This window comes from Bordetella genomosp. 13 (genome assembly GCF_002119665.1).
GTDB lineage: Bacteria > Pseudomonadota > Gammaproteobacteria > Burkholderiales > Burkholderiaceae_B > Bordetella.
The window spans coordinates 4,896,624-4,919,525 of sequence record NZ_CP021111.1 but is presented as its reverse complement, the minus strand read 5'-3'; the positions used below and the strand labels follow the sequence as shown (position 1 = coordinate 4,919,525).

Genomic DNA, 22,902 nt, shown 5'->3' with positions numbered 1-22,902 from the left:
GGTGGCTGTTTTGGCAGTGCGGCGTCCTTCCGTTCGTTTCGCGATATTCCGCTTTTCAGTGGCCGAATCCGGCTATGACAAATACCGGTATATCGGTAATGTGCGTGTAATAAGGGCTGCATTCACGGAAGAGGCGCTGCGCGCGGTTGGACCCGTATGGTGCCAATAATGCAGCTGGCGGCTATGGCCATTCTGCGCATGCTCGATCCGCGAACGGCCAAACCACCATTTCTCGTATAGGTGATTTGGCCACAGCCCGTGTATTCATGCGGCCGCCACCGTGCCGGAAATGTCGCGCTTTCGCGTCCGACGTGACTCAACGTCGTCCTGGAGATGCACCTGCTGAACTTGGCCCGGGCCAAGCGAATGACGTCACAAGGGCAGGCGGATACGACCGAGGCATCGAGCTTCTCGAGCCTGGTCCATGGCGGAGGGTTCGCGCCCGCAGCGCGTCAGCGCGAGGACGAGAATCCGCAGTCATGGACCAGGCGCCTGAAGAACCCAGATACCTACCCCGTAGAACCCAGATACCTACCCCGTAGAACCCAGATACCTACCGCGTACACCAGCACCCCATGGCCGCCACGCATCCGCCCCTACCGCATCACAAGCCCGCCATCCACGAACAACACCTGCCCCGTCATGAACCCGCTCCACTCCGACGCCAGGAACAACACCGGCCCGGCCACATCCTCGGGCTGCGCAATCCTTCGTAGGGGCGTGGCCGCGATCAGCGACTCCCTGAACGACTCCTGTGTCGCGCCACTGGCCTGCGTGGGATACACCAGCCCCGGCGCCACGCAATTCACCCGTATCCCGAACGGCCCCAGCTCCGCCGCCAGATTGCGGCTGAACGCCACCAGCGCCGCCTTTGCCGTCGTGTAGTCGTGATACGGCACCACCGGGTGCTCCACTAGATTCGTGGCGATATTGACGATGCATCCCTGGGCTCGCTGCTTGAAATGCGGCAAGGCGGCGTGGCACACGTTGAATGCCGCGCCGACCGCGCCGTCGAACTGCTGCTGATAGTCCTGCCATTGCAGGCTATCGAAAGCCGTACGCCGGCGCGGATCGAAGGCATACGCGCGCAAGGCATTGTTGACCACCACGTCCAGACGGCCCGTCTCCAGCACGATGCCGTCGACCATCGCGCGCACCGCCCCGTGCGAGCCGACGTCCGCCTGCACGGCCCAGGCGTCGCCGCCCGCGGCCTGGCATTGCGCCACGACCTCCTGCGCGGCCGCGGCATTGCTCAGGTAATTGACGACGACGGTCGCGCCTTCGCGCGCGAAGGCGCGCGCGATCTCGGCGCCGATGCCGCGGCTGGCGCCGGTTACCAGCACGACCTTGCCCGTGAATTTCATCGTTGCGCTCATGTCACGCTCCGGGCAGCAGGCCGGCGTCGACCACGCTGGCCATGTCGATGGGGCGCTGGATCAGTCCCAATTCGCGATACGCATCGGCCGCCTTCTGCAGCAGCGGCAGGTCGAAGGCGCCCAGCGCCCGCCCGGGCGCCACCGTGGCGGCGTTGCGCAAACGGATCACCTCCAGATTCACCTCGCGGTCGGTGCCGTCGATCGCGCGCTTCAGCGCCAGCGTCGCGGCCTCTTCCGGATTGGCGATCATCCACGCGGCGCTGTCGCGATATGCCTTCAGGAAGGCCTTGAGCATGGCCTGCTTCTGCTGATGCACCTGTTCGCGCACCACGAACACGTCGCTGGAAACGTTGATATGGTCGCGTACGTTCATCACGTTCACTTCTCCCAGTCCGCGGCGCCGGCCCACCAGCAGACCCGTGTCGGTGGCCGCGGTGGCGTCGACGCGGCCCTGCAGCAGGGGCGCGAAGTTCAGCACGCCCGTTACCACGATCTCGACGTCGGCTTCGGTCAGGCCCGCCTGATGCAGCATCACCAGCAGGTTCTGGCGGGTGCCGCTGGAAAGGCTGTAGACGCCGATGCGCTTGCCCTTCAGGTCCGCGGGGCGCGCGATACCGGCCGACTTCAGCGACACCACGTTGAAGACGTTCTGCGGATAGATGTCGTAGATGGCGCGCAGCCGCTCGCCCTTGTCCAGCGCCATGAAGAACGAGCCGGGATCGGTGAAGGCCACGTCGGCCTGGCCGCTGAGGATGTTGCGGATGGCGTCGCCGCCGCCCGCCCCGGGCAGGTAGACCAGCTCAAGCCCCTGCGCCTTGAAGAAACCCTTGTCGGGCTCGGCCAGCAGGTTGGTGATCTCTGAGATGGGCTTGCTCCATCCGGCCACGGTGACCTTGCCCAGCGCCGCGGCCTGGGCGCGGGCGCCAGGCGCGATGGACAACGCGGCAAGGCCGGCGGCCGCGCCCATCAAGGCGCGGCGGGCGGGAGACTGAAGCATGGCGGAGGTCTTGAGGTGTGTCATGGATGATCGGCGTAAGGACGCAGCAGGCGCCGCTCCAGCATGAGCGTGCCCTGATAGAACAGCAGGCCGATGGCGGCGATGGCCGTCAGCGCGGCGAACATGAGCGGCGTGTCCATCATGCCCTGGGCGGCGATGATGACGGCGCCCAGGCCGCGGCTGGCGCCGATGAACTCGCCCACCACCGCGCCCACCAGCGCCAGCACCAGCGCCACGCGCAGGCCGGCCAATATGCCCGGCAGCCCGGCGCGCAACTTCAGGCGCAGCAGGGTCTGCGCGCGCGAGGCGCCCAGCATGCGGAACAGCTGCAATGAATTCGGATCGACCTGCCGCAGGCTGGTAAGCGTGTTCTCCATCAACGGGAAGAAGCAGATCAGCGCGGTCATCACGATGGTGGGCATCATGCCGAACCCGAACCACAGCACGAACAGCGGCGCGAGCGCCAGCTTGGGCACCACCTGGCTGACGATGACGTAGGGCTTGAGCACGCGGTCGAGCAGGGCGGATTCGGCCAGCAGCACGCCGATCGCCAGTCCGGCCGCGCCGCCCATCGCCAGGCCCAGCAGCATCTCGGCCACGGTCGTGCCGATGTGCGGCCACAGATAGCCCGTGGCCAGGCTGTTCCACAGCGTGCGGGCCACCACAGTGGGCGCCGGCAGCACCAGCGCCGAGATGCCGGCCCGCTGCACGGTCAGCTCCCACGCCACGAGCAGCACCACCAGCAGCGCCGCGGCCAGGACGCGCGCGGCGGCCATCGAGCGCCTGGGCGCTGCGCTGCCATACCCGTGCCCCTCGGTGGCCGGTGTAGACGCGCTTTCATGCCCCGCGTCGGAGCGGTGTTCCATCAGGCGATGCTGTCGGCTCATGGCTCGCTTCCCGCCATCGCGTCGTACACCTGCGCGCAGTATCGATTGAAGTCTGCGCCGTGGCGCATCGATTGGGTGCGCGGCGAGGACAGCATCACCGGGATGTCCGCCACCAGGCGGCCCCGCCGCATCACGCCCACCCGATCGCTCAGGTAGACCGCCTCCGCGATGTCGTGCGTGACGAACAGCACGGTGGTATTGCCCATGCGGCACATGCGCATCAGGTCGTCCTGCAGCTCGCCGCGCGTGATCGCGTCCAGCGCCGCGAAGGGCTCGTCCAGCAGCAGCAGCGCAGGCGCCAGGATCAGCGCCCGCGCCAGCGCCACGCGGCTTTGCTGTCCGCCGGACAATTGCCGCGGATGGTCGTGCGCACGATCCGCCAGCCCCAGCAGAGCAAGCAGTTCGCGCGCGCGGTCGATGTCGGCGGCCACGGGCCGGCGCTGCAGCGACACGGGCAGCAGCACGTTGTCGATCACTCGCAGCCACTCCAGCAGCGTGGGCGCCTGGAACACATAACCCAGCTGCGGACCGGGGGCGACCGGCGTGCCGTCGCGCTGCACGATGCGGCCCGAGCGCGGGGCGAGCAGGCCGGCGGCCAGCTTCAGCAGCGTGGTCTTGCCGCAGCCGCTGCGGCCGACCAGGCAGTGAAAGCGCCCAGCGTGCAGCCGCCAGTCTATGTTCTCCACGATGGGAGGCCGGCCCGCATAGGCATACGTCACGCGTCGGATGTCGAGAAAGGGCGCCGGCGCATCCGCATGCGCCGTATCCCGGTATCCGTCCCGCAGACCGCTTTCCACGCTCATGCTCATGGTTCGTATGGCGCCAGCGGTTCGGCGGCCGCCTCGGCCGACAGCTCGATCTCGGTCATGCGCACCAGGTCCAGCAGATTGAAGCGGCCGTCGTGGTGCCAGCCGGCCTCCGGCGTGCTCATGGCGCCCAGGGCACTGATGCGCGTGACGCCTGCCGCGCCCAATTGCCCGGCCAGTCGATACAGATCTTCCGGCGGCGCGGCGACGCCGGCGGTCTGCAGATAGGCGCCCAGACCGGCCACGGCCGGCGCCACCTCGTCCAGGGTGTCGACGGCCGCGACGACGATACAGCGTTGCAGCGCGGTCGGCGCCAGGCTTTTCGGCGTGTCGGTGTAGGCGACGCTCCACGCGTCGGCGGGTTCGCCCATCAGGGCGTCGTCGGCTCCTGGCGGCAGCGTCCATTCGATGGACTGGCGCCATTTCGCGACCGCCGCGGACTCTTCCAGCTCGAGCACGCGCCGCGGGTAGCGCCGGTGCAGATTGGCCAGCTCGGCGGCCAGGTAGCCGGCGAAGTCGCGCGACGACACCGTGCCGCCGCGCTGCACGTAGAACACGTGGGGCGAATAGCAGCCCTGCTGGTCGTAGCGCGCCACGTCCCACGCGGCGCGGCGCGCCAGGGCCGGCGCGCGCGCGGCGTCCAGCGCCTGCGCGGCGACCACGCCGAAGCCCAGCTTGTGGCCGTGCGCCAGGAAGCGCGTCGTCACCGGCAGCCGACGCTGGATGGCCTGCAGCGCCTCGTTGCCGCCGTAAGCCACCACCGCGTCGGCCTGCGCATAAAGCGCCTCGGCATCGTCGCCGCCGGCGCCGCGCCACCACACCACGGCCAGGCAGTCGGCCAGCGGCGGGTGCACCTCGGCCAGCAGCCGTGCGAACCAGCCCGCGAACAGCGGCTCGGCGCTGGGCAGCTTGCCGACATTGCCCGCCTTGACCAGCAGGCCGCAGACCAGGCTCCACAACGCCAGCGCGGGCACGTTGCCGGCCCAGCTGTGCACCAGCAGCCGCGGGCCGTAGGCGCGCACCGCGCCGCCCTTGGCCGCCGGCTGGAAGCCGTCCAGCACCTTGGGGTTGGGGAAGTCCTCGGCCACGAAGCGATGCAGCTGGGGCGCGCGGAACGTCTTCAAGAACCCCGTCAGGCCGAGGCAAACCATCTCGGCGTCATAACCGCTGACGATGGGCAGCAAGGCGTCCGCCTGCTGGCGATAGGGATCGTCGCGGTCGAGCAGCCGGGCGGTCGCGCGGTCGATCACGTCGATGATCTGCGACACCGTCATGGCCTGCAGATGCTTTGCGCTGGCACGCCGAACGCGTTCGGCCAGCGCCTGCATCTGCACGGCCGACAGCACCGGCACGGCCACTTCGAGTCGTTGGCCGTCCTGCGCGAAGGGCAGCACCTGCCATTGCACCTCTTCGGCCGCCAGTCCCGGCAGATAGCCCGCCTCGATCCTGCGCGCGTTCATGGCGTCGCCGACTTGATGAATTCTTCAACCGCCAGCGAACAACCCTTGGCCTGCGCGCCTTCCGCGCGGCCCAGCAGCAGAAAGCCGCCGTCGGCCGGCAGGCCCACGTCCTCGGTGAGGATCGTGCTGACCGAATTGAAGTTGCCCAGGTCGCAATGCGCCAGGATGCCGCGTTCGCCGGCGGGCACCGTGGCGCCCGTGGCGGGGTCGACCAGGCGCGAGCGGATCCAGTGCGGTCCGGACTTCACGGAAGGCACGGTGGCGTTGCCGTCGTCATAGAACTGCGTGCTGAGTTCCGTCATGCCGTACATGTTGATGCAGCGCTCGCGCGGCACGCCCAGCAGCTCGGAAAGTTGGTCATAGAACGTGTCCAGCGGCAGCTCGCGCGATTGGCCCTTGTAGCCGCCCGTGTCCAGGATGCGGCTGCCTTCGGGCAGGCGGAAGCTGCGTCCGTCGTTGCGCAGCGCATCGATGACGTGCACGAAGCCATAGCTGGCGCCCAGCAGCGCGCGAGGTTGGCCCTGGCGCTGCGCCTCTTCCAGCCACTGCCACAGTGCTTCCAGTTCCATGCCCTGCGGCGACATGAAATAGCGGCTTTCGGGGCTGCCGAATTCGGACTTGGCCAGCGCCAGATAGTGCGCCAGCGAGGAGTTCGGCATGGCCGTCTCATCGGGGAACAGGATGCCCATCGGCATGCGCGCCACGCCCCGCATGAAACGGGCCGCGAAGTTGCGCGTCATGGACAGGTCGTACACGTCCAGGCGCGGATGGAAATGGCGTCCGCGCGTGTCGGCGCGCGTGGTGCCGCTGGTCATGAATACGCGCTCGGTGGGCGAGGGCGGTTCGCTACGCAGCTCCATCGCCTTGAAGGCATCGATGGGCACGGCCGGAATGTCGCTCCACGTCTTCACGCTGCGCGGCGTGGCGCCGCGGCGCTGGCAGAAACTGCGATACGCGCGGTTGGCGCCATACTGGTAGGCGAACAGGCGCAGCGCCAGTTCGTCGAACTGCGCGTCGGTGCAGCCGTCCTGTGCGATGAATTGGAGTATGTCCGCCACCGGCGGCTCGGCGTGGTTCATGGGCGTTCGCTGGTTCCTGTCTATGGAAGCTCCGAAGCCCACCGACGCGGGCTGCCAGTAGCGGCGGCCCTGCAGGCAGATGCTCTTCTTACGCCGGTATGAGCCGGTTCAAGTTCGCGGGTGTTGATCTCAGCACTGGCGTGCACCCCGGAGCAGATGCAATCTTACCCCCAACGGCGCGCCGGCCCTGCCGGACCCGTCCGCCAGGGATCAGACAGCAAGAAGGATTAAACTGCCAGGATCTCCGACGCGCCTTGCGGCGCACCGGCCCGTAGCCCTTACTTTCCGCCAGCCTAGCCAATGAGCACTGCCACGCCCCCCACCGCCACCTTCCCGATTCCGTTCAAGACGACGCGTTCCTCGGCGGCGCGGGCCCTTGCCGATCGCGAGACCATCCTGGCCGATCCGGGATTCGGCAAGCATTTCACCGATCACATGGTGTCGATCGACTGGACCGTGGAAAAGGGCTGGCACGATGCGCAGGTGGTGCCCTACGGCCCGCTGCAGCTCGATCCCGCGGCTTCGGTGCTGCACTATGCCCAGGAAATCTTCGAGGGCCTGAAGGCCTACCGCCACGCCGATGGCTCCATCTGGACCTTCCGTCCGCAGGCCAATGCCGAGCGCATGCAGCGTTCGGCGCGCCGCCTGGCGCTGCCCGAGCTGCCCACCGAACTGTTCGTCGAATCGCTGAAGCAGCTGCTGGCCGTGGACGCTTCGTGGGTACCTTCCGCGCCCGAGACCAGCCTGTATATCCGGCCCTTCATGATCGCCAATGAAAGCTTCCTGGGCGTGCGCTCCGCGCATCGGGCGGCCTATTACGTCATCGCGAGCCCGGCGGGTCCGTATTTCGCCAAGGGCGTGGCCCCGGTTTCGATCTGGCTGTCCACCGAGTACGCGCGCGCCGCCAAGGGCGGCACCGGCGCCGCCAAGTGCGGCGGCAACTACGCCGCCTCGCTGCTGCCCCAGCAAGAGGCCTACCAGCACGGCTGCGCCCAGGTGCTGTTCCTCGACCCGCTCGAGGGCAAGTACCTGGAAGAACTGGGCGGCATGAACGTCTTCCTGGTCATGAAGGACGGCACGCTGGTCACTCCCGAACTGTCGGGCAGCATTCTCGAGGGCGTCACGCGCGCCAGCATCATCCAGCTGGCCCGCGACCGCGGCCATCAGGTCGAAGAGCGCAAGGTGTCCATCGACGAGTGGCGCGAAGGCGTGGCTTCCGGCCAGGTGGCCGAGGCCTTCGCGTGCGGCACTGCCGCCGTCGTCACGCCCATCGCCGCGCTGAAGGGCCCGGGCTTCGTGGCGGGCGACGAATCGGCGCCGGCCGGCAAGCTCACCATGGCGCTGCGCCAGGAACTGACCGACATCCAGTACGGCCGCGTGGCCGACCGCCACGGCTGGCTGACCCGCCTGGCCTGAGCCAGGCCGCCATCCGCGGCTTTTGCCTCACGAAGCCGGCGGCGTATGCCGGCTTCGTGAGGGCGCCTCGGGGTGATACTGCGGCGCCTCGCGCCGGTCGTACATCCCGTAGTCGCGTACCACGCGCACGGTACGCAGCCGGGCGCCCTCGGGCAGCGCCATCGTCCGCACACATGCTTCCGCAGCGGCCTGGTCCTTCAGGCACATGAACAGGATCACGTCGCCGGGCGCCAGCACGGCGTCCAGCACGTCCCACGAAACCAGTCCGGGCATGTCGTCGCGCAGGCCCAGCATCCGGGCGATGTCCTGCGCATTCGCGCCGTTCGTCCACGCGGAGGAACGTCGCGCATCGACCATGGCGATCGCCGTGCCTGCTCCGACTTCGGTCTCGTCCAGGCGCTGCTGTTGCAGGGTATACCCCGGCGGCGGCTGCGTATCCGACACGATCTCACCCACCCGCAGGTGATAGTCCAGCATGATCTCGCTGCGGCCCCGCTGTTGCACCATGTGGTGTTTCATTTGCGTTCGCCAGCGTACGACCGACTTCTCGTCGCGCCAGCCCGACAGCGACAGCAGCCAGCCGTCGCGCGTCAGGCTGCGATAGCGCACGTTGTCGATGAACCCGTCCACCCGCTCGAGCTCGGGCCGCAGCAGCCTGGCGTTGGCGAGGTAGGCGTCCCACTGCTCCGGCCGGGGATGCACTTCGAACATGACTGAAAACATGGTTGGAGCTCTCTTTGCGGGGCCGCGAGCGATGTCAGCGTTGCGGCGGCCATACGCCCGAACTGCCGCGGCGATGGCTGCCGACCAAGTGGGTGTCGATCATGCCCGTGGCTTCCATCAGCGCATGCATGGTGGTCGGCCCCACGAACGTGAAGCCGCGCCGGCGCAGGGCCTTGCTGAGCGCGACTGAAGACTCGGAAACCGTGGGTACCTCGGCCAGCGTGCGTGGCACCGGCGTGACTGCCGGCTTGAAGGACCAGATGAAGTCCGCCAGGCCGCCTTCGGCCCGCAGCCGCACCGTGGCCGCGGCGTTGCCTATGGTGGCCAGGATCTTGGCGCGGTTGCGGACGATGCCAGCGTCAGCCAGCAGGCGCGCCACGTCACGCTCGCCGTAGGCCGCGACGACATCGGCATCGAACCCGTCGAAGGCAGCGCGGAATGCCTCGCGCTTGCGCAGGATGGTGGCCCACGACAAGCCGGACTGGAAGCTCTCCAGCGCCAGGCGTTCGAACAGCCCGCGTTCGTCGCGCACGGGCATGCCCCATTCGGTGTCGTAGTAAGCGCGCAGCAGGGGATCGACGGCTGCCCATGGCGGGCGCGCCAAGCCGTCGTCGCCTATCACCAGGCCGCTGTCCTGCACGGCTGCAGCCAGGGCCCTCGCGGACGGCTGCGTCGCGCCGGGCGCGCGGCCGTTGCCGCGTTTCGCTGTGTCGCCTGCCCTCATGCCTCAGGCCGCCATCCGCAGTGGCGCGCCTTCGAGCGACAGCAGTAGCGCCTTGGCCTGCAGGCCGCCGGCAAAGCCGGTGAGACTGCCCGACGAGCCGATCACGCGATGGCAAGGGGCGATGATGGAAATGGGATTGCGGCCATTGGCGGCCCCCACCGCGCGCACGGCGTCCGCATTGCCGATCTGCGCCGCGATCTCGCGGTAGCTGCGCGTCTGGCCATACGGAATCGTCAACAGCGCCTGCCACACCCGCTTCTGGAATTCGGTACCGGCGAAATCCAGATCGAGGTCGAAGCGCACGCGCTTGCCGGCAAAGTACTCGGCCAGTTGCTGCTCGGCCTGACACAGCGCGGCATGGCGCGCATCTTCCCGCAGCGCGCCCAGCCGCACGCGGTCGGGCCGGTCGTTCTCCCACAGCACGGCCGCCAGCTTCTCGCCGCGCGCGACCAGCTTCAACTGGCCGACCGGCGAAGTCATGAACTTGTAGACATAAGACATCGTGCTCTCCTGGATCGGTGGAGGATACGCCCGCGAGCGTGCGCCATGGAAGCCAGTGTAGGCGCGGCTCCGCCCCACCGAAACCGGCTTCTTGCGGTCGAATTCCGCGCGCCGATCAATCGGCCGGGCCTTCGGCCGGCGGCCGTACGGACGACGAAGTCTTCCGTGAAGGTCCCGCCGCCCTGACGGCGGGCAGGTTGTCCGGTCTGATGGGACACGAGCCGCAATACCGCGCGTCTTCATCCAGCGGCAAGAGATAGCGAATGCAGCACAGCCGCCGGATGCGCAGCGTGTCTTTGGTCGCGGTTCCACGCACGTACCGCACGGGCTGGAACAGCGGATTGGGGCGGCCGTCAGGCATGGCAGGGCTGTCGACCACCTGCTGCACCGGAGCGCCGCTGGCGGGGACGGCCAGGCAATGCCGGTCAATATCGCGCGCGAAGCGCTCGAAGACGTTGCCCGCATTGCTCCACAGCACCTTGCCAGTCACGCCGGAGGCGGCCGTGAAGGCCGCGATCATTTCTTCCAGGTGCGCGTACAGCGCGTCGAAACGGCCGAACGCCGCCATGGAAGACAGCGGCTTGCCCGCATGCGCGAACCACAGCCGCGCGGGCAGGCCGTCCTCGTCCAGCTCCAGGCCGGTTTCACGAGGGCTAAGCGGCAGATCGCGGCCCAGCAGCAGGTTCGCGCCCACCACGGGCACCATCAAAGCGACGAAATAGTGTTTGGACCATTCGGATGCGAGCGCTCGCGAGTCGGGGCGCCGATATCCGCAGTGGTCGCCATAATCGCCGATGCGCTGAGACAGGCGCTGCGCATGCAGTAGTTCTGTGCGCGGAACGATAGACGGGTCGTGGTCGCCGCCTATCCGCGCCGGCGGGAAATGGCGCAGCGGGCCGGTATATAGCGGCTTCAGCGTATGGTCGTTGGTCATGGGCGCCTGCGTGCCGGGGAAAACGAGCGTAGCACGGGGCCTGCACGGGATTTCCATCATTGGCGCTATCGCCGCGCACGGATTTCCGTGGTAGAACCTATTCAGGGCCCCCGCCAGAGCAGAGGCGCGCGCAGCCCCGCCCCTATTACGCGGGTTCGATACAGGGAGCCGAAAGTGCAATTCGACGTGGAAGCGTTCGATTGGGGCACTACGCCGTTGGGCCCCCGCGCCGCCTGGCCCACGGCGCTGAAGACGGTGTACGACATCATGATGTCGAGCCGCTTCGGCATGTGCGCCGTCTGGGGACCCGAGCGAACCACGTTGTACAACGAAGCCTTCGCGCCTTTCCTGGGCGCGCGCCACCCCGCGGCGCAAGGCAAGCCCTTCCACGAGATCTGGCATGACGTCTGGCCGCAGATCGAGCCCCTGGTCGCCAGGGCGATGGCCGGCGACCCGGTGCGCTTCGAAAACATGCACCTGGTGATGACGCGCAACGGGCGCGAAGAGGACACGTACTGGACGTTCTCGTACAGCCCGCTGCGAGATGGCGACCGCATCGCCGGTTTCCTGGACATCGCCACCGAGACCACCGGCATGGTCCAGGCGCAGCAGCACGAGCGCCTGAACACCGAGCGTGTGCAGCTTGCCCTGGCGGCCGGCGCCATCATCGGGACCTGGGTGTGGCACGTGCCCAGCGACCGCTTCACCGTGGACGAGGCCTTCGCGCGCAGTTTCGGGCTCGATCCCGCCCTGGGCCGCGAGGGACTGAGCCTTGCACAGATCATCGCCACGGTGCATCCCGACGATCGGCGAGGGCTGTTGGAGGCCATCGACGAGGCCATCGCGCGAGGGGGGGCCTATGCGCACCAGTATCGCGTGCGGCGAGCCGATGGCAAATACTACTGGCTCGAGGCCAATGGCAGGGTGGACCTAGCGCCGGATGGCACGCCCAGCAACTTCCCTGGCGTGCTGATCGATCTTCAGGAGCGGCGCGCCATCGCCGCGGAACGCGACCAGGCCATTGCCCGGTTGCGCGCGCTCAATGGGGAGCTGGAGCAGAAGGTCATCGCGCAATCCGTGGTGCGCGGACAGAACTGGCAGCTCAGCTCCGACATCCTGGGCGTGCTCAATGAGCAAGGCTACTTCGAGGCCTCCAATCCCGCGTGGCAGGCCACGCTGGGCTGGTCCGAGGAGGAAGTGGCCAGCACGCCGTTCATCGAATTCATCCATCCCGAGGACCGGCGGCGCACCGAGGAGGCCTGGCAGCTCGTGCGCCGCAGCGGAGAGGTCGCGCCGCGCTTCGAGAACCGTTATCTGCACAAGCATGGAGGCTGGCGCTGGCTGTCGTGGGTCGCCGTGCCGCACGAATCCAAGCTGTACTGCTCGGCGCGCGACATCACCGCGGAGAAGCAGGCCAAGGCCGAGCGGGACCGGCTGTGGGAAACGACGAACGACCTGATGGGCACGGCCGGATTCGACGGCTACCTGAAGGCCGTCAATCCCGCGTGGAGCGCGCGGCTGGGCTGGCAGGAGGTCGACCTGCTCGGCCAGCCGTTCAGTGCGCTGGTGGACCCGGCGGACCAGGCCGCCGTCGAAGACGCGATGAGCCGCCTGGCCGCGGGCGAGGACGTGCCGGACTTCGCCGGCCGCGTGCTGTGCAGCGACGGCGGCGAACGGTTCATCATGTGGGCCGCGGCGCCGGACGCCGACGCTCGCGAGATCCACGTGGTGGGACGCGACATCACCGAATTGCGCGTGGCGGAGGAGTCGCTGCGGCAATCGCAAAAGATGGAGGCGGTGGGCCAGCTGACGGGCGGCCTCGCGCATGACTTCAACAATCTGCTGGCGGCCATATCGGGCGCACTGGAGCTGATGAACATGCGCGTGCAGCAGGGGCGCCTGAAGGACATCGAGAAGTACATGGCGGCCGCGCAGACCGCGACCAAGCGCGCCGCCGCGCTGACGCACCGGCTGCTGGCCTTTTCGCGCAAGCAGACCCTGGCGCCGCAACTGGCAAACGTGGACCAGATCGTGACGGGCATGTTGGAGCTGATCCGGCGTACTGTGGGGCCCGGCATCTCCGTCGAGCACCTGAGTTCCGGCGACGCGTGGAACACGCTGATCGACATCTCGCAGATGGAGAACGCGCTGCTCAACCTGTGCATCAACGCGCGTGACGCCATGCCGCGCGGCGGCCGCGTTGCCATCGAGACCAGCAATCGCGAGGTCGACCGCCATGCCGGGCGCCAGCTCGATCTTCCGCCGGGCGAGTATGTGGCGCTTTGCGTGTCCGACAACGGCACGGGGATGTCGCCAGACGTGGTGGTGCGGGCGTTCGATCCTTTCTTCACCACCAAGCCGCTGGGCGAGGGCACCGGCCTTGGCCTTTCGATGATTTACGGCTTCGCCAAGCAGTCCGGCGGCCAGGCGCGCATCTATTCGCAGGTGGGGCAGGGCACGCGCGTCTGTCTGTATCTGCCCCGGGACCATGGCGATGCGCGCCACGAACCCGGCAGTACCGAGACCACGCAGGTGGCGCCCACCGGGACGGGCGAGACCGTGCTGGTGGTCGACGACGAACCGACCGTGCGCATGCTGGTGGTGGACGTGCTGGAAGAACTTGGCTATACGGTGATCCAGGCGGGCGATGCCATGGGCGGCCTGAAAGTGCTGGAGTCCGATGCGCGCATCGACCTGCTGATCACCGACGTCGGCCTGCCGCATGGCATGAACGGGCGGCAGATGGCCGACGCGGCCCGCACCATACGGCCGGGCCTGAAGGTGCTTTTCATCACGGGCTATGCCGAGACTTCTTTGCTGAACAACGGCCACGTGCACGCGGACATGTCTGTCCTGACGAAGCCCTTTGCGGTAGACGCGCTTGCCGCGCGCGTGCGCGAACTGATCGCCAGCCACCATTAGCAAGACCGCCCGGGCGCGCTTTGCCTGTCCCTTTTCCGGGGCGGGGCCGGTTTTTTTGCAAATGAGAATAATTGTTAATATTGGCCGCTTGCGCCGTCGGCCGCCACGGCCGTCCGGCATGTTTCGCCGACCCATACAGAACAAACGATTGGCTCGCCCCTGAAGGAACCAGAATGATCAAGAAGACGTTGTTTTGCACGCTTGCGGCCCTGGGTTGCGCGGCCACGGCCCAGGCCCACCAGGTATGGGTGGAGCAGCCCGAAGGCCAGAACGCGATCGTGCGTTTCGGCGAGTTCGGCGACAACCTGCGCGAAACCTCGCCCGGCCTGCTGGACAAGTTCGGCAAGCCTACCGCCACGCTGATCTCCGCCAGGGGCGAGCAGGCCGTCGAGGCGAAGAAGACCGCCGAGGGCTACGCGCTGCCGTTCAAGGCCGCGGCCGGCGACGCCATCGTGGCCGAGGACGCCGCCTATCCGCTCAACACCTACAAGCAGGGCGACAAGAGCATCACCGGCTGGTACCACCCCGCCGCCCGCTACATCACCGGCTTCGCCGCGCAGGCGCCCAAGCTCACGCTGGACATCGTGCCCACCGGCAAGCCGGGCGAACTGAAGGTCACTTTCAAGGGCCAGCCCCTGCCCAAGGCCAAGGTGGCCTGGGTCGTGCAGTCCGGCTGGGCAAAGGAAGGCCGCACCGACGAGCAGGGCCTGGTGTCGTTCGACCTGCCTTGGCAGGGCGCGTATGTGGCCGAGGTCGGCCATGCCGACCGCACGGGCGGCGAGCGCGAAGGCCAGAAATACGACGTGGTCAACTACGTCACGTCGCTGACTTACGTGAAGCCTGACGGCATTGCCGCGGTGCCGGCAGGACCGGCCGCCACGCCGAACAAGTAAGCGCTGCTGCGCCCGCTTGCCGCGCCGGGCAGAGGCGCGGGCAGGCGGTGCGCACGTCTGCCAGCAGCAGGCCTCGATGGAACCGGGGCGCCTGATCCGTTACTCACCTGATCCGTACCCGACGTAAGGAGTAGGCATGAGCGGCCTGCAGCAATTTATTGCCGAGCTATGGGAGAACTTGGAAACCAAGGCCAAGAACGTCTCTCGTACCGAGTCCGAGATCAACGCGATCTATTTCACCAACACCGACGGTTGCAAGGTGGGCCTGCAGATCGTCGCCGAGAACAAGCTGCTGATCAGTGTCGAGATATTCCAGGGCGTGCAGGACGCCATCGAGAAAATCTCGCTCGATCTGCTGAACGCCAACATCGGCCTGATGCTGGCCAACAAACCGATCTTCGCGTACGAGCGTTCCGACGAGCGCCTGTACCTGCTGCATCACGTCGACTACGACGCGAACACGTGGGACGAGCATTTCTCCAGTTCCCTGAAAGACATGGTCGAGCAGGCCTCGGTCATACGCGAAGGGGTCAAGCGCGGCGTGTCGCCTTTCCAGGCCGACGACGAAACCCAGAACCAATCCTTTCTCCAGATGAGGGTCTAGATGTCTTCGATATTCGATACGTTGGGGCGGCTGAACCAGGGCGGGCTTGAATTCAAGGCCAAGTACGAGGACATGAAGGCCAAGTCGGACGCCAACTTCGAGGCCCGGCATCCCGTCATCAAGAGGTCGATGGACTTCATCGTCGACACGAATTCCGAGATCGCCGACAGGGCAGGCGCGCCAGGCTGGGCGGTGAAGGCCACGTCGCCGGGCATCGTGTTTCCCTGGACCGCCTATGCGGCCGGCGTCGTGAACGAAGGCGTCAAGATGATGAAGGGGCAGTAGCCCTGGCGGCACCAAGTCAGTGCGTCTAGCCGCAAAATGGTGCATTCTTTATGTTCATCGCACCGTTTTGGGACATAGAGAGTGAAATACACCAGCATCCAGCAGTTCCTCGAACACGTCGACGCGCGTAATCCGGGCCAGCCGGAGTTCCTCCAGGCGGTTACCGAGGTGATGCACAGCCTTTGGCCTTTCATCGCCAGGCATCCCCGATATGCCGAGCACGGTCTGCTGGACCGGCTGGTAGAGCCCGAGCGCGTGGTCATGTTCCGGGTCTGCTGGGTGGACGACCATGGCGACGTGCGCGTCAATCGCGGATACCGCATCCAGCACAGCATGGCCATCGGGCCCTACAAGGGCGGAATGCGCTTCCATCCGTCCGTCACGCTGTCCGTGCTCAAGTTTCTTGCCTTCGAGCAGACGTTCAAGAACGCCCTGACCACGCTGCCCATGGGCGGCGCCAAGGGCGGATCCGACTTCGATCCCAAAGGCAAGAGCCCGGGCGAGGTCATGCGCTTCTGCCAGGCGTTCGTCACCGAGCTGTTCCGCCATGTGGGTGCCGACACCGACGTGCCGGCAGGCGACATCGGCGTGGGCGGCCGCGAGGTCGGCTTCATGGCCGGCATGTACAAGAAGCTGGCCAATCGAGCCGACTGCGTCTTCACGGGCAAGGGGCTGAGTTTCGGCGGGTCGCTGATCCGTCCCGAGGCTACCGGCTACGGCACGGTCTATTTCGCCGACGAAATGCTCAAGACCCGAGGCCTGTCGTTCGAGGGCTCGCGCGTGTCGGTGTCGGGGTCGGGCAATGTCGCGCAGTACGCCGTGGAAAAGGCCATGGCGCTAGGCGCCAAGGTCGTCACGGTGTCCGACTCCAGCGGCACCATCATCGACGAGGACGGCTTCACGCCGGAGAAGCTGGCCATCCTGATGGACGTGAAGAACCATCGCTACGGCCGCGTCAGCGACTATGCGGAATTGACGGGCGTGGAGTTCCATGAAGGTGCCCGCCCCTGGCACGTGCCGGTCGACGTGGCGCTGCCGTGCGCCACGCAGAACGAACTGGACGAGGCGGACGCCCAGACGCTGATCCGCAACGGCGTGAAATGCGTGGCCGAAGGGGCCAACATGCCTTGCACGCTGGAAGCCGCCAAGGCGTTCGAATCGGCGCGCGTGCTGTTCGCGCCCGGCAAGGCCAGCAACGCCGGCGGCGTGGCCACGTCGGGCCTCGAGATGAGCCAGAACGCGGTGCGCCTGCCGTGGCCGCGCGAAGAGGTGGACGGCCGCCTGCTGCAGATCATGCAGGGCATCCATACGGCCTGCGTGCAGTACGGCAAGCGCGAGGATGGCAGCGTCAGCTATATAGACGGCGCCAACATTGCCGGCTTCGTCAAGGTGGCAGATGCGATGCGCGAGCAGGGTGTCGTGTGAGGCATGCGCTCGCGCGCGGGAGGGCGGCGTCCGCAGGATTGTCGCAGTCCGGCGCCGACGAGGTGCGCGCCCGCACGTCGTATGGCGGGGAGCAGGCCGACCCGCCCCATCTGACGGGTCTTGTCCATCAGATCTTTGGCCTCACGCCGCGTTCAGCGTGGCCAGTTCGGCATTGAAGCGCGCCGGGTCTTCATAGAATGGACTGTGGCCCACGCCCTCGTAGATCGAGAGCCGCGCGTGCGGGATCAGGCTGGCCGTGTATTCGCTCATCGCCACGGCCGAGATCTGGTCCAGCCGGCCATGCGTGATCAGCACCGGCACGCGCACCTTGCGCAGCACGTCATCGTAGTCGGCCGGCCGCCCGCCCATGAAGCGCCGCACCGCCGGCGGCGTCTCTTTGTTGAAGCGGATCATCTCGCGCAGTTCGGCCTCGGGCGGCTGCTTCTCGAAGCATGCGCGCAGGAAGGGCTCCACCGCCTCGGCCGCGGCCTTCGGGTCTTCCGATGCCAGCGGACGCATCAGCGCGGCCGAGCGGCCCAGCATGGCGGGATTGGCGGTGGACGTCGCGTCGACGTAGTTGATCGCGGCCAGGCCGGCATCGCCATAGGCGCCCAGGTAGTCGTTCATCACGCGTCCCGCGTACGACCAGCCCACCAGACACGGGCGCTGGCGGCACGTCGCCTCGATCACCGCGCGCACGTCGCCGGCCCAGCGGCGCGGATCGCGGTAGGCCTCGGCCGTCATGGGCTTGCCCGACTTGCCATGGCCGCGCAAGTCGAAGGCGATGAGGTGGAAATCGCGGCGCAGCCCCGCATCGGCGAACTGCTTGCTCCAGCTTTCGTGGCTTTGCGTGTAGCCATGGATGAAGACGATGGGCCGACCCTGGCGATTGCCGGTCTCGTAGACGGCCAGCGGCACGCCGTCCTCGGCCTGCGAGGTGACGGTGCGCGCCTGGACGCCGATGCCGGCGGGCTGCGCGCGCAGCAAGGTCGGCGCGGCCAGCGCCAGGCCGCCGGCCAGGCGCAGCATGTCGCGGCGGGTCAGGGTGGGGCGGGCGAGGGCCTGCCCGGCATGGGAAGTGCGCATGAGTGTCTCTCGTATGTAGGTATAGGTATGGGACCCGTCGACAGCGGCCGCACATGCATGAAACGGCCGGCGGCTGCGCACGCGTGGGCCCTGCAGGGCCTCGCGCATGCGGCGTCGCCAGCGTAGCAAGCGGCACACAGCGCGAAAAATGATAAATATCCAGCTTGACCATCGATGGCATCGATACGCGATGGCGCGCCAGCCGATCGACATCCGGACTACGTCAAACGCCGTGACCTCGTAGCGGCGGCACGTGCGGTCAGCCGCCGGATGACGCCCGCCTCGGTCATGGCCAAGAACAGGAGGGGTTCCGCGCGTCATCCGCCGGGGCCGTGAGACGGGCGCATCAAAGCCGACCTTGTCCGTGCCTTGCCCCTTGCGCCCGTCCGCGCGGGGCGGACTTGGCATTTCGCCTTCCACGCGATCCCTGATTCGAACCCGGCATGCAGCCCGGCCAGGCTCACGATGCACACCTATTCGCGGGTTCCGGTGTGAGCTGTGCACATAGCCCCCGCCCGTCATTGCCTCCAGCATATTTTCAGGCGGCAACGTCCGCTGCCCGCGGATCGACACAAAGACAAAGAGGAGACAGCTATGAGAGAGCCCTATGCCATTGGAAGAGCCCCGTTGTGGGGATGCGTGATCGCCACGGCGGCGATGCTGGCCGCCTGCGGCGGCCATGATGATGACGATCCCGACCCGGACGATGGCGTCGCGGCGCTGAGTTGCGAGGCGCTGGCCGGGTTGAGCGTTCCTGCGACGGCGATCGGCTTGCCGACATCCGGCGCCAGTGTGTCGAGCGCGGCGCCCGTCGCGGCCGCCGGTAGTGGCGCGGCCATGACGCCGGCGCATTGTCTGGTGGCGGGCGCCATCGCGCCGGTCGATCCGGCGGCGCCGGCCATCCGGTTCAACGTGGCGCTGCCGGTGGAATGGAACGGGAAGGCGATGATGTTCGGCGGCGGGGGCTTCAACGGGACGATTCCGAATGTCCGGGGCAATGTGCCGGCTGGCCCGACCGACCGGCCCACGCCCATCGGCCGCGGCTATGCGACCTTTGCCAGTGACTCGGGCCACCAGGCCAACGAATACGGCTCGCAGGACGGGGCCTGGGGGCTGAACGACGAAGCGGTGGACAATTTCGGCGGCGATGCCCTGAAGAAGACGCACGATGCGGCGATGCATATCATCAAGGCGCACTATGCGGCAGGTCCGCGACGCACGTACTTCGCGGGCGGGTCGACGGGGGGACGCGAAGCGCTGGCGGCCGTCCAGCGCTGGCCGGCCGATTGGGACGGCGCGATCGCCTGGTATCCGGCGTGGAACGATGCCGCGGCATTGCTGGGCGGGCACCGCGCGAGCCGCGCGCTGTCCCGGCCGGGCGCCTACCCGGACACGCCGAAACGCAAGCTGGTGTACCAGGCGGCCGTGGAGGCCTGCGACGCGCTCGATGGCGTACAGGACGGGCTCATCAGCGACCAGCGACTATGCAACGCGCGGTTCGACCCGATGACCGCCACGGTGGGCGGCGCGCCGCTGCGCTGTTCCGGCGGCGCGGATACCGGCGATACCTGCCTTTCGGATGCGCAGATCGAGGCATTGCAGGTCATGAATACCGATACGGTCTTCAACTTTTCGCTGGCCAGTGGCGAGACGCACTATCCGGGCTACAACGTGTGGGGCGCGGACCTGGGCATCACCAGCAACCCGTCGCCGCTGCAGCCGGTGGTGACGTTTCTCGCGCTGGGGACCACCCAGCCCGTCATGCCGATGCCGCGCACGGCGCCGTATATCAGCGTGCTGGTCGACCAGTGGATCAAGTATTCGGTCACCCGCGATCCCACGTTCGACTCCCTGCAGCTGGACCCGGAAAACCCCGGACCCTGGGGGCCGCGCATCAGCGAGCTCAGCCGCAAGCTGGACACCTCGACCGACATCTCGGCCTTCGCGGCGCGTGGCGGCAAGCTGCTGCTCGCCCATGGCCTGTCGGACGTGCTGGTCAGCACGCGGGCCACGGAAGAGTACTACCAGCGGCTGCAAAGCCAGATGGGCGCCGAGCGGGTCACGTCGTTTGCGCGGTACTACGAAGTGCCCGGTTATGGCCATGCCGCCAGCACGACCTTCAACGCCGCCTGGGATTCGCTGACGGCGCTGGAGCAATGGGTCGAGCAGGGCGTCAGCCCCGCCAACCAGGTGGTCGCGGACACCGCCGGCGTGCCCGGGCGCACGCGGCCGCTGTGCGATTACCCGCAATGGCCGCGGTACAAGGGTTCGGGCGATCCCAACCTGGCCGCGTCGTTCGCCTGCGCGCAATAGGGAAGGGCTTTCTTGCGGGAGGGCAGTCCGTGGCGGCAGGCACGTGGCGGGCGCAGCGCGGCGTCTAGGCCGGCACTGCCTGCCAGCCGCGGCGCCGTTGACGTCGTGTGGCGGACTGGCGGTGTTGATGTCCACCGCCACGATATTCAGCCCAGCCATCTCGCGCACGGCCGATCGCTTCGCGCACCGGCTTCGGACATAAAAAAGCCCCAAGTCTTTGATGCTTGGGGCTTTTCGGCATCCCAGCGGGCGCTGGGACCAGTGTTTTGGTGGCCTGGGGCGCGCCCGCAAAACTGTTGGAAAGCCGCATGTATAAAGGCGCCGCGCCCAGAAAGGCTGCGTGGGGGACTAGATTGGGGACTTATAGTCGATTCGTTGCTTTCTTGCAACGATGCGCTTATCAGTCTCGGAAGTCGGACGCTCGTGCGCTGCAGGCCTGTCGCAACCGGGCCTGTGCGGTGGTGGTCCGATGAGCCGGTCGCCGACTGGTGTTACTGTTTGTGTTTGCGACAATAGCTGCTGGGTTTCGATGAACCACCAAGCTCTTTCTTCTTTCATCTGGTCCGTGGCCGACCTGCTGCGCGGCGACTACAAACAAAGCGAGTACGGCCGAGTCATCCTGCCGTTCACCGTATTGCGCCGCCTGGACTGCGTGCTCGACGCAACCAAGCAAGCTGTGCTGGCGGAACTCGAAGCCAAGACTAAGCTTGGCCTCAACCCCGAGCCATTCCTTCTGCGAGCCGCTGGCAACATCGGGTTCTACAACGCCTCGCCCCTCGACCTCGTGAAGGTGCTGGGCGACCAGGACCAGATCCGCCAAAACCTGTATGCATACGTGCAGGCGTTCTCGCCCGCCGCGCGCGACATCTTCGAGCGCTTCGACTTCCATACTCAGGTCGAGCGCCTGGCGAAGGCGAATCTGCTCTATCTCGTCACCGAAAAGTTCGCAAACATCGACCTGCACCCTGGCGTAGTCGACAACGTGCAGATGGGCCTGGCGTTCGAAGAGTTGATCCGAAAGTTCGCCGAAATCTCGAACGAGACCGCCGGGGAGCACTTCACCCCGCGCGAAGTGATTCGCCTCATGGTGAATTTGCTCTTCATCGAGGACAGCGACGTGCTGACGCCGGGGAACGCGGTAGTGCGAACCATCTATGACCCGACGGCCGGCACGGGCGGCATGTTGTCGGTGGCAGGCGAATTTCTGCTCGAGCACAACCCGCAAGCCCGCCTCACCATGTACGGCCAGGAACTCAACGACGAGTCGTATGCGATCTGCAAGGCCGACATGCTCATCAAGGGTCAGGACGTCGGCAACGTAGTGGCCGGCAACACGCTGAGCGACGACGGACATCCGGGGCGCAAGTTCGACTACATGCTTTCCAATCCGCCGTTTGGCGTGGAGTGGAAGAAGGTTGAGAAGGCGGTGCGGCAGGAGCACGAGCAAAAGGGCTTTGACGGCCGTTTCGGCCCGGGCCTACCGCGCGTGTCTGACGGCTCGATGTTGTTCCTCATGCACCTGCTCGCCAAGATGCGACCCGCCACCGACGGTGGTAGCCGCTTCGGCATCGTGCTGAACGGCTCGCCGCTGTTCACCGGCGGGGCGGGCAGCGGCGAAAGCGAGATCCGCCGGTACGTGCTTGAGAACGACTTGGTCGAGGCCATCGTAGGCCTGCCGACGGACATGTTCTACAACACCGGCATCTCTACTTACGTCTGGATTGTCTCGAACCGCAAACCCGAACACCGTAAGGGTCTCGTGCAGTTGATCGATGCCAGCAGCTTCTGGCAAAAGATGCGCAAGAGTCTGGGGTCGAAGCGAAAAGAGCTGAGCGACGAGCACATCGGCACCGTAACCCGGCTGTTCGGCGAATTTGTAGAGGCCGAGATGGTCAGCGTGCTGAATGGCGAGGGTCAATTGGTTGGCGAGCCGCGTTTGCTAGCTGCGGACGGGACTGCGCCGATGGCACCAGAAGGCGGCCGTATCAAGCGCGTGCCGGTTTCACGCATCTTCCGTAACGATGCCTTCGGCTACACCACCATCACTGTGGAGCGACCACTGCGAGATGCGGACGGCAACGTGGTCGTGGGCGCGAAGGGCAAGCAGAAGGGTAAGCCGCAGCCTGACACCGCGCTGCGAGACACAGAAAACGTGCCGTTGTCCGAGGACGTGCAAGCCTACTTCGAACGTGAGGTGCTGCCGCACGCGCCGGACGCCTGGATCGATCACGACAAGACGAAGGTTGGCTACGAGATCCCTTTCAACCGGCACTTCTATGTGTTCGAGCCGCCGCGCAGTCTGCATGCGATTGATGAGGATCTCAAGGCTGTGTCCGCGAATATCGTGCGGATGCTGGGGGAGCTGGCGGAATGAGTTTGCCTAGGTATCCGGCGTATCGGGATAGCGGGGTTGAGTGGCTGGGGGAGGTTCCGGCGCATTGGGTAGTAGGGCCGTTAAAAAGAGGATTTGA

General features: G+C 66.8%; 18 protein-coding genes, 1 pseudogene and 1 riboswitch. Of the genes and pseudogenes, 8 read left to right on the top strand and 11 right to left on the bottom strand.

The annotated features are described in order from the left end of the window. Positions 1-596: 596 nt before the first annotated feature. The 6 genes from CAL15_RS22170 to CAL15_RS22145 all read right to left on the bottom strand — a co-directional run bounded on the left by CAL15_RS22170 (position 597) and on the right by CAL15_RS22145 (position 6,605). On the bottom strand, positions 597-1,376 hold the full coding sequence (locus CAL15_RS22170) for a 3-oxoacyl-ACP reductase (RefSeq protein ID WP_086080472.1): 780 nt from the start codon (positions 1,374-1,376) through the stop codon (positions 597-599). A gap of 1 nt (position 1,377) precedes the next feature. After that, positions 1,378-2,373 (bottom strand): ABC transporter substrate-binding protein, encoded by a 996-nt coding sequence (locus CAL15_RS22165; RefSeq protein WP_086081245.1) that lies wholly within the window; start codon positions 2,371-2,373, stop codon positions 1,378-1,380. A gap of 20 nt (positions 2,374-2,393) precedes the next feature. Then, positions 2,394-3,149, bottom strand: a complete 756-nt coding sequence (locus CAL15_RS22160) for an ABC transporter permease (RefSeq protein ID WP_086080471.1) — start codon at positions 3,147-3,149, stop codon at positions 2,394-2,396. Between the two features lie 107 nt (positions 3,150-3,256). Beyond that, entirely contained in the window at positions 3,257-4,063 is an 807-nt protein-coding gene (locus tag CAL15_RS22155) for an ABC transporter ATP-binding protein (protein ID WP_086080470.1), read from the bottom strand. A gap of 2 nt (positions 4,064-4,065) precedes the next feature. After that, positions 4,066-5,526, bottom strand: a complete 1,461-nt coding sequence (locus CAL15_RS22150; RefSeq protein ID WP_086080469.1) for an acyl-CoA reductase — start codon at positions 5,524-5,526, stop codon at positions 4,066-4,068. Continuing rightward, positions 5,523-6,605, bottom strand: coding sequence for a LuxE/PaaK family acyltransferase (locus CAL15_RS22145; RefSeq protein WP_086081244.1), 1,083 nt, complete (start codon positions 6,603-6,605; stop codon positions 5,523-5,525). The genes CAL15_RS22150 and CAL15_RS22145 overlap by 4 nt, the downstream gene beginning before the upstream one ends. A gap of 68 nt (positions 6,606-6,673) precedes the next feature. Further along, positions 6,674-6,765, bottom strand: a riboswitch (TPP riboswitch). A gap of 140 nt (positions 6,766-6,905) precedes the next feature. On the opposite strand from CAL15_RS22145, the gene CAL15_RS22140 reads away from it, so the two are divergent. Next, positions 6,906-8,021: a branched-chain amino acid aminotransferase gene (locus CAL15_RS22140; protein ID WP_086080468.1), complete on the top strand. Its 1,116-nt coding sequence runs from the start codon at positions 6,906-6,908 to the stop codon at positions 8,019-8,021. Positions 8,022-8,048: 27 nt separating this feature from the next. On the opposite strand, the gene CAL15_RS22135 is transcribed toward CAL15_RS22140, so the two are convergent. The 4 genes and pseudogenes from CAL15_RS22135 to fhuF all read right to left on the bottom strand — a co-directional run bounded on the left by CAL15_RS22135 (position 8,049) and on the right by fhuF (position 10,903). After that, positions 8,049-8,744, bottom strand: a complete 696-nt coding sequence (locus tag CAL15_RS22135) for an antibiotic biosynthesis monooxygenase family protein (protein WP_086080467.1) — start codon at positions 8,742-8,744, stop codon at positions 8,049-8,051. Positions 8,745-8,778: 34 nt separating this feature from the next. Continuing rightward, positions 8,779-9,468: a DNA-3-methyladenine glycosylase I gene (locus CAL15_RS22130; protein WP_086080466.1), complete on the bottom strand. Its 690-nt coding sequence runs from the start codon at positions 9,466-9,468 to the stop codon at positions 8,779-8,781. Positions 9,469-9,474: 6 nt separating this feature from the next. Further along, positions 9,475-9,969 (bottom strand): annotated as a pseudogene (locus CAL15_RS22125) (methylated-DNA--[protein]-cysteine S-methyltransferase); the annotation flags it as partial. Positions 9,970-10,084: 115 nt separating this feature from the next. Then, the gene (gene fhuF, locus CAL15_RS22120) at positions 10,085-10,903 is read right to left on the bottom strand and encodes a siderophore-iron reductase FhuF (RefSeq protein ID WP_157666712.1); all 819 of its coding nucleotides are present in this window, start codon (positions 10,901-10,903) and stop codon (positions 10,085-10,087) included. Between the two features lie 174 nt (positions 10,904-11,077). Between fhuF and CAL15_RS22115 the strand changes: the two genes are divergently transcribed. The 5 genes from CAL15_RS22115 (at position 11,078) to gdhA (ending at position 17,032) form a co-directional block, all read left to right on the top strand. After that, positions 11,078-13,825, top strand: a complete 2,748-nt coding sequence (locus CAL15_RS22115; protein WP_198299101.1) for a PAS domain-containing protein — start codon at positions 11,078-11,080, stop codon at positions 13,823-13,825. A gap of 173 nt (positions 13,826-13,998) precedes the next feature. Further along, positions 13,999-14,718 (top strand): DUF4198 domain-containing protein, encoded by a 720-nt coding sequence (locus tag CAL15_RS22110; protein WP_086080463.1) that lies wholly within the window; start codon positions 13,999-14,001, stop codon positions 14,716-14,718. 136 nt (positions 14,719-14,854) lie between these two features. Continuing rightward, complete coding sequence (locus tag CAL15_RS22105; RefSeq protein ID WP_086080462.1) at positions 14,855-15,322, top strand: hypothetical protein; 468 nt, start codon at positions 14,855-14,857, stop codon at positions 15,320-15,322. Beyond that, complete coding sequence (locus tag CAL15_RS22100; protein WP_086080461.1) at positions 15,323-15,607, top strand: hypothetical protein; 285 nt, start codon at positions 15,323-15,325, stop codon at positions 15,605-15,607. Positions 15,608-15,688: 81 nt separating this feature from the next. Further along, positions 15,689-17,032: an NADP-specific glutamate dehydrogenase gene (gene gdhA, locus CAL15_RS22095; RefSeq protein ID WP_086080460.1), complete on the top strand. Its 1,344-nt coding sequence runs from the start codon at positions 15,689-15,691 to the stop codon at positions 17,030-17,032. A gap of 141 nt (positions 17,033-17,173) precedes the next feature. On the opposite strand, the gene CAL15_RS24470 is transcribed toward gdhA, so the two are convergent. Continuing rightward, a complete protein-coding gene (locus tag CAL15_RS24470; protein ID WP_157666711.1) occupies positions 17,174-18,118 on the bottom strand; it encodes an alpha/beta fold hydrolase in 945 nt (314 codons plus the stop codon). Positions 18,119-18,712: 594 nt separating this feature from the next. Between CAL15_RS24470 and CAL15_RS22085 the strand changes: the two genes are divergently transcribed. After that, positions 18,713-20,431: a tannase/feruloyl esterase family alpha/beta hydrolase gene (locus CAL15_RS22085; protein WP_420042521.1), complete on the top strand. Its 1,719-nt coding sequence runs from the start codon at positions 18,713-18,715 to the stop codon at positions 20,429-20,431. A 529-nt stretch (positions 20,432-20,960) separates the two neighbouring features. Continuing rightward, on the top strand, positions 20,961-22,805 hold the full coding sequence (locus CAL15_RS22080) for a type I restriction-modification system subunit M (RefSeq protein ID WP_086080457.1): 1,845 nt from the start codon (positions 20,961-20,963) through the stop codon (positions 22,803-22,805). Positions 22,806-22,902: the final 97 nt, after the last annotated feature.

Excerpts from the sequence above, each read along its gene's own strand:
- CAL15_RS22170 (WP_086080472.1), bottom strand. The coding sequence starts at position 1,376 with ATGAGCGCAACGATGAAATTCACGGGCAAGGTCGTGCTGGTAACCGGC.
- CAL15_RS22165 (WP_086081245.1), bottom strand. The coding sequence starts at position 2,373 with ATGCTTCAGTCTCCCGCCCGCCGCGCCTTGATGGGCGCGGCCGCCGGC.
- CAL15_RS22160 (WP_086080471.1), bottom strand. The coding sequence starts at position 3,149 with ATGGCCGCCGCGCGCGTCCTGGCCGCGGCGCTGCTGGTGGTGCTGCTC.
- CAL15_RS22155 (WP_086080470.1), bottom strand. The coding sequence starts at position 4,063 with ATGAGCGTGGAAAGCGGTCTGCGGGACGGATACCGGGATACGGCGCAT.
- CAL15_RS22150 (WP_086080469.1), bottom strand. The coding sequence starts at position 5,526 with ATGAACGCGCGCAGGATCGAGGCGGGCTATCTGCCGGGACTGGCGGCC.
- CAL15_RS22145 (WP_086081244.1), bottom strand. The coding sequence starts at position 6,605 with ATGAACCACGCCGAGCCGCCGGTGGCGGACATACTCCAATTCATCGCA.
- CAL15_RS22140 (WP_086080468.1), top strand. The coding sequence starts at position 6,906 with ATGAGCACTGCCACGCCCCCCACCGCCACCTTCCCGATTCCGTTCAAG.
- CAL15_RS22135 (WP_086080467.1), bottom strand. The coding sequence starts at position 8,744 with ATGTTTTCAGTCATGTTCGAAGTGCATCCCCGGCCGGAGCAGTGGGAC.
- CAL15_RS22130 (WP_086080466.1), bottom strand. The coding sequence starts at position 9,468 with ATGAGGGCAGGCGACACAGCGAAACGCGGCAACGGCCGCGCGCCCGGC.
- fhuF (WP_157666712.1), bottom strand. The coding sequence starts at position 10,903 with ATGACCAACGACCATACGCTGAAGCCGCTATATACCGGCCCGCTGCGC.
- CAL15_RS22110 (WP_086080463.1), top strand. The coding sequence starts at position 13,999 with ATGATCAAGAAGACGTTGTTTTGCACGCTTGCGGCCCTGGGTTGCGCG.
- CAL15_RS22105 (WP_086080462.1), top strand. The coding sequence starts at position 14,855 with ATGAGCGGCCTGCAGCAATTTATTGCCGAGCTATGGGAGAACTTGGAA.
- CAL15_RS22100 (WP_086080461.1), top strand. The coding sequence starts at position 15,323 with ATGTCTTCGATATTCGATACGTTGGGGCGGCTGAACCAGGGCGGGCTT.
- CAL15_RS24470 (WP_157666711.1), bottom strand. The coding sequence starts at position 18,118 with ATGCGCACTTCCCATGCCGGGCAGGCCCTCGCCCGCCCCACCCTGACC.
- CAL15_RS22085 (WP_420042521.1), top strand. The coding sequence starts at position 18,713 with ATGAGAGAGCCCTATGCCATTGGAAGAGCCCCGTTGTGGGGATGCGTG.
- CAL15_RS22080 (WP_086080457.1), top strand. The coding sequence starts at position 20,961 with ATGAACCACCAAGCTCTTTCTTCTTTCATCTGGTCCGTGGCCGACCTG.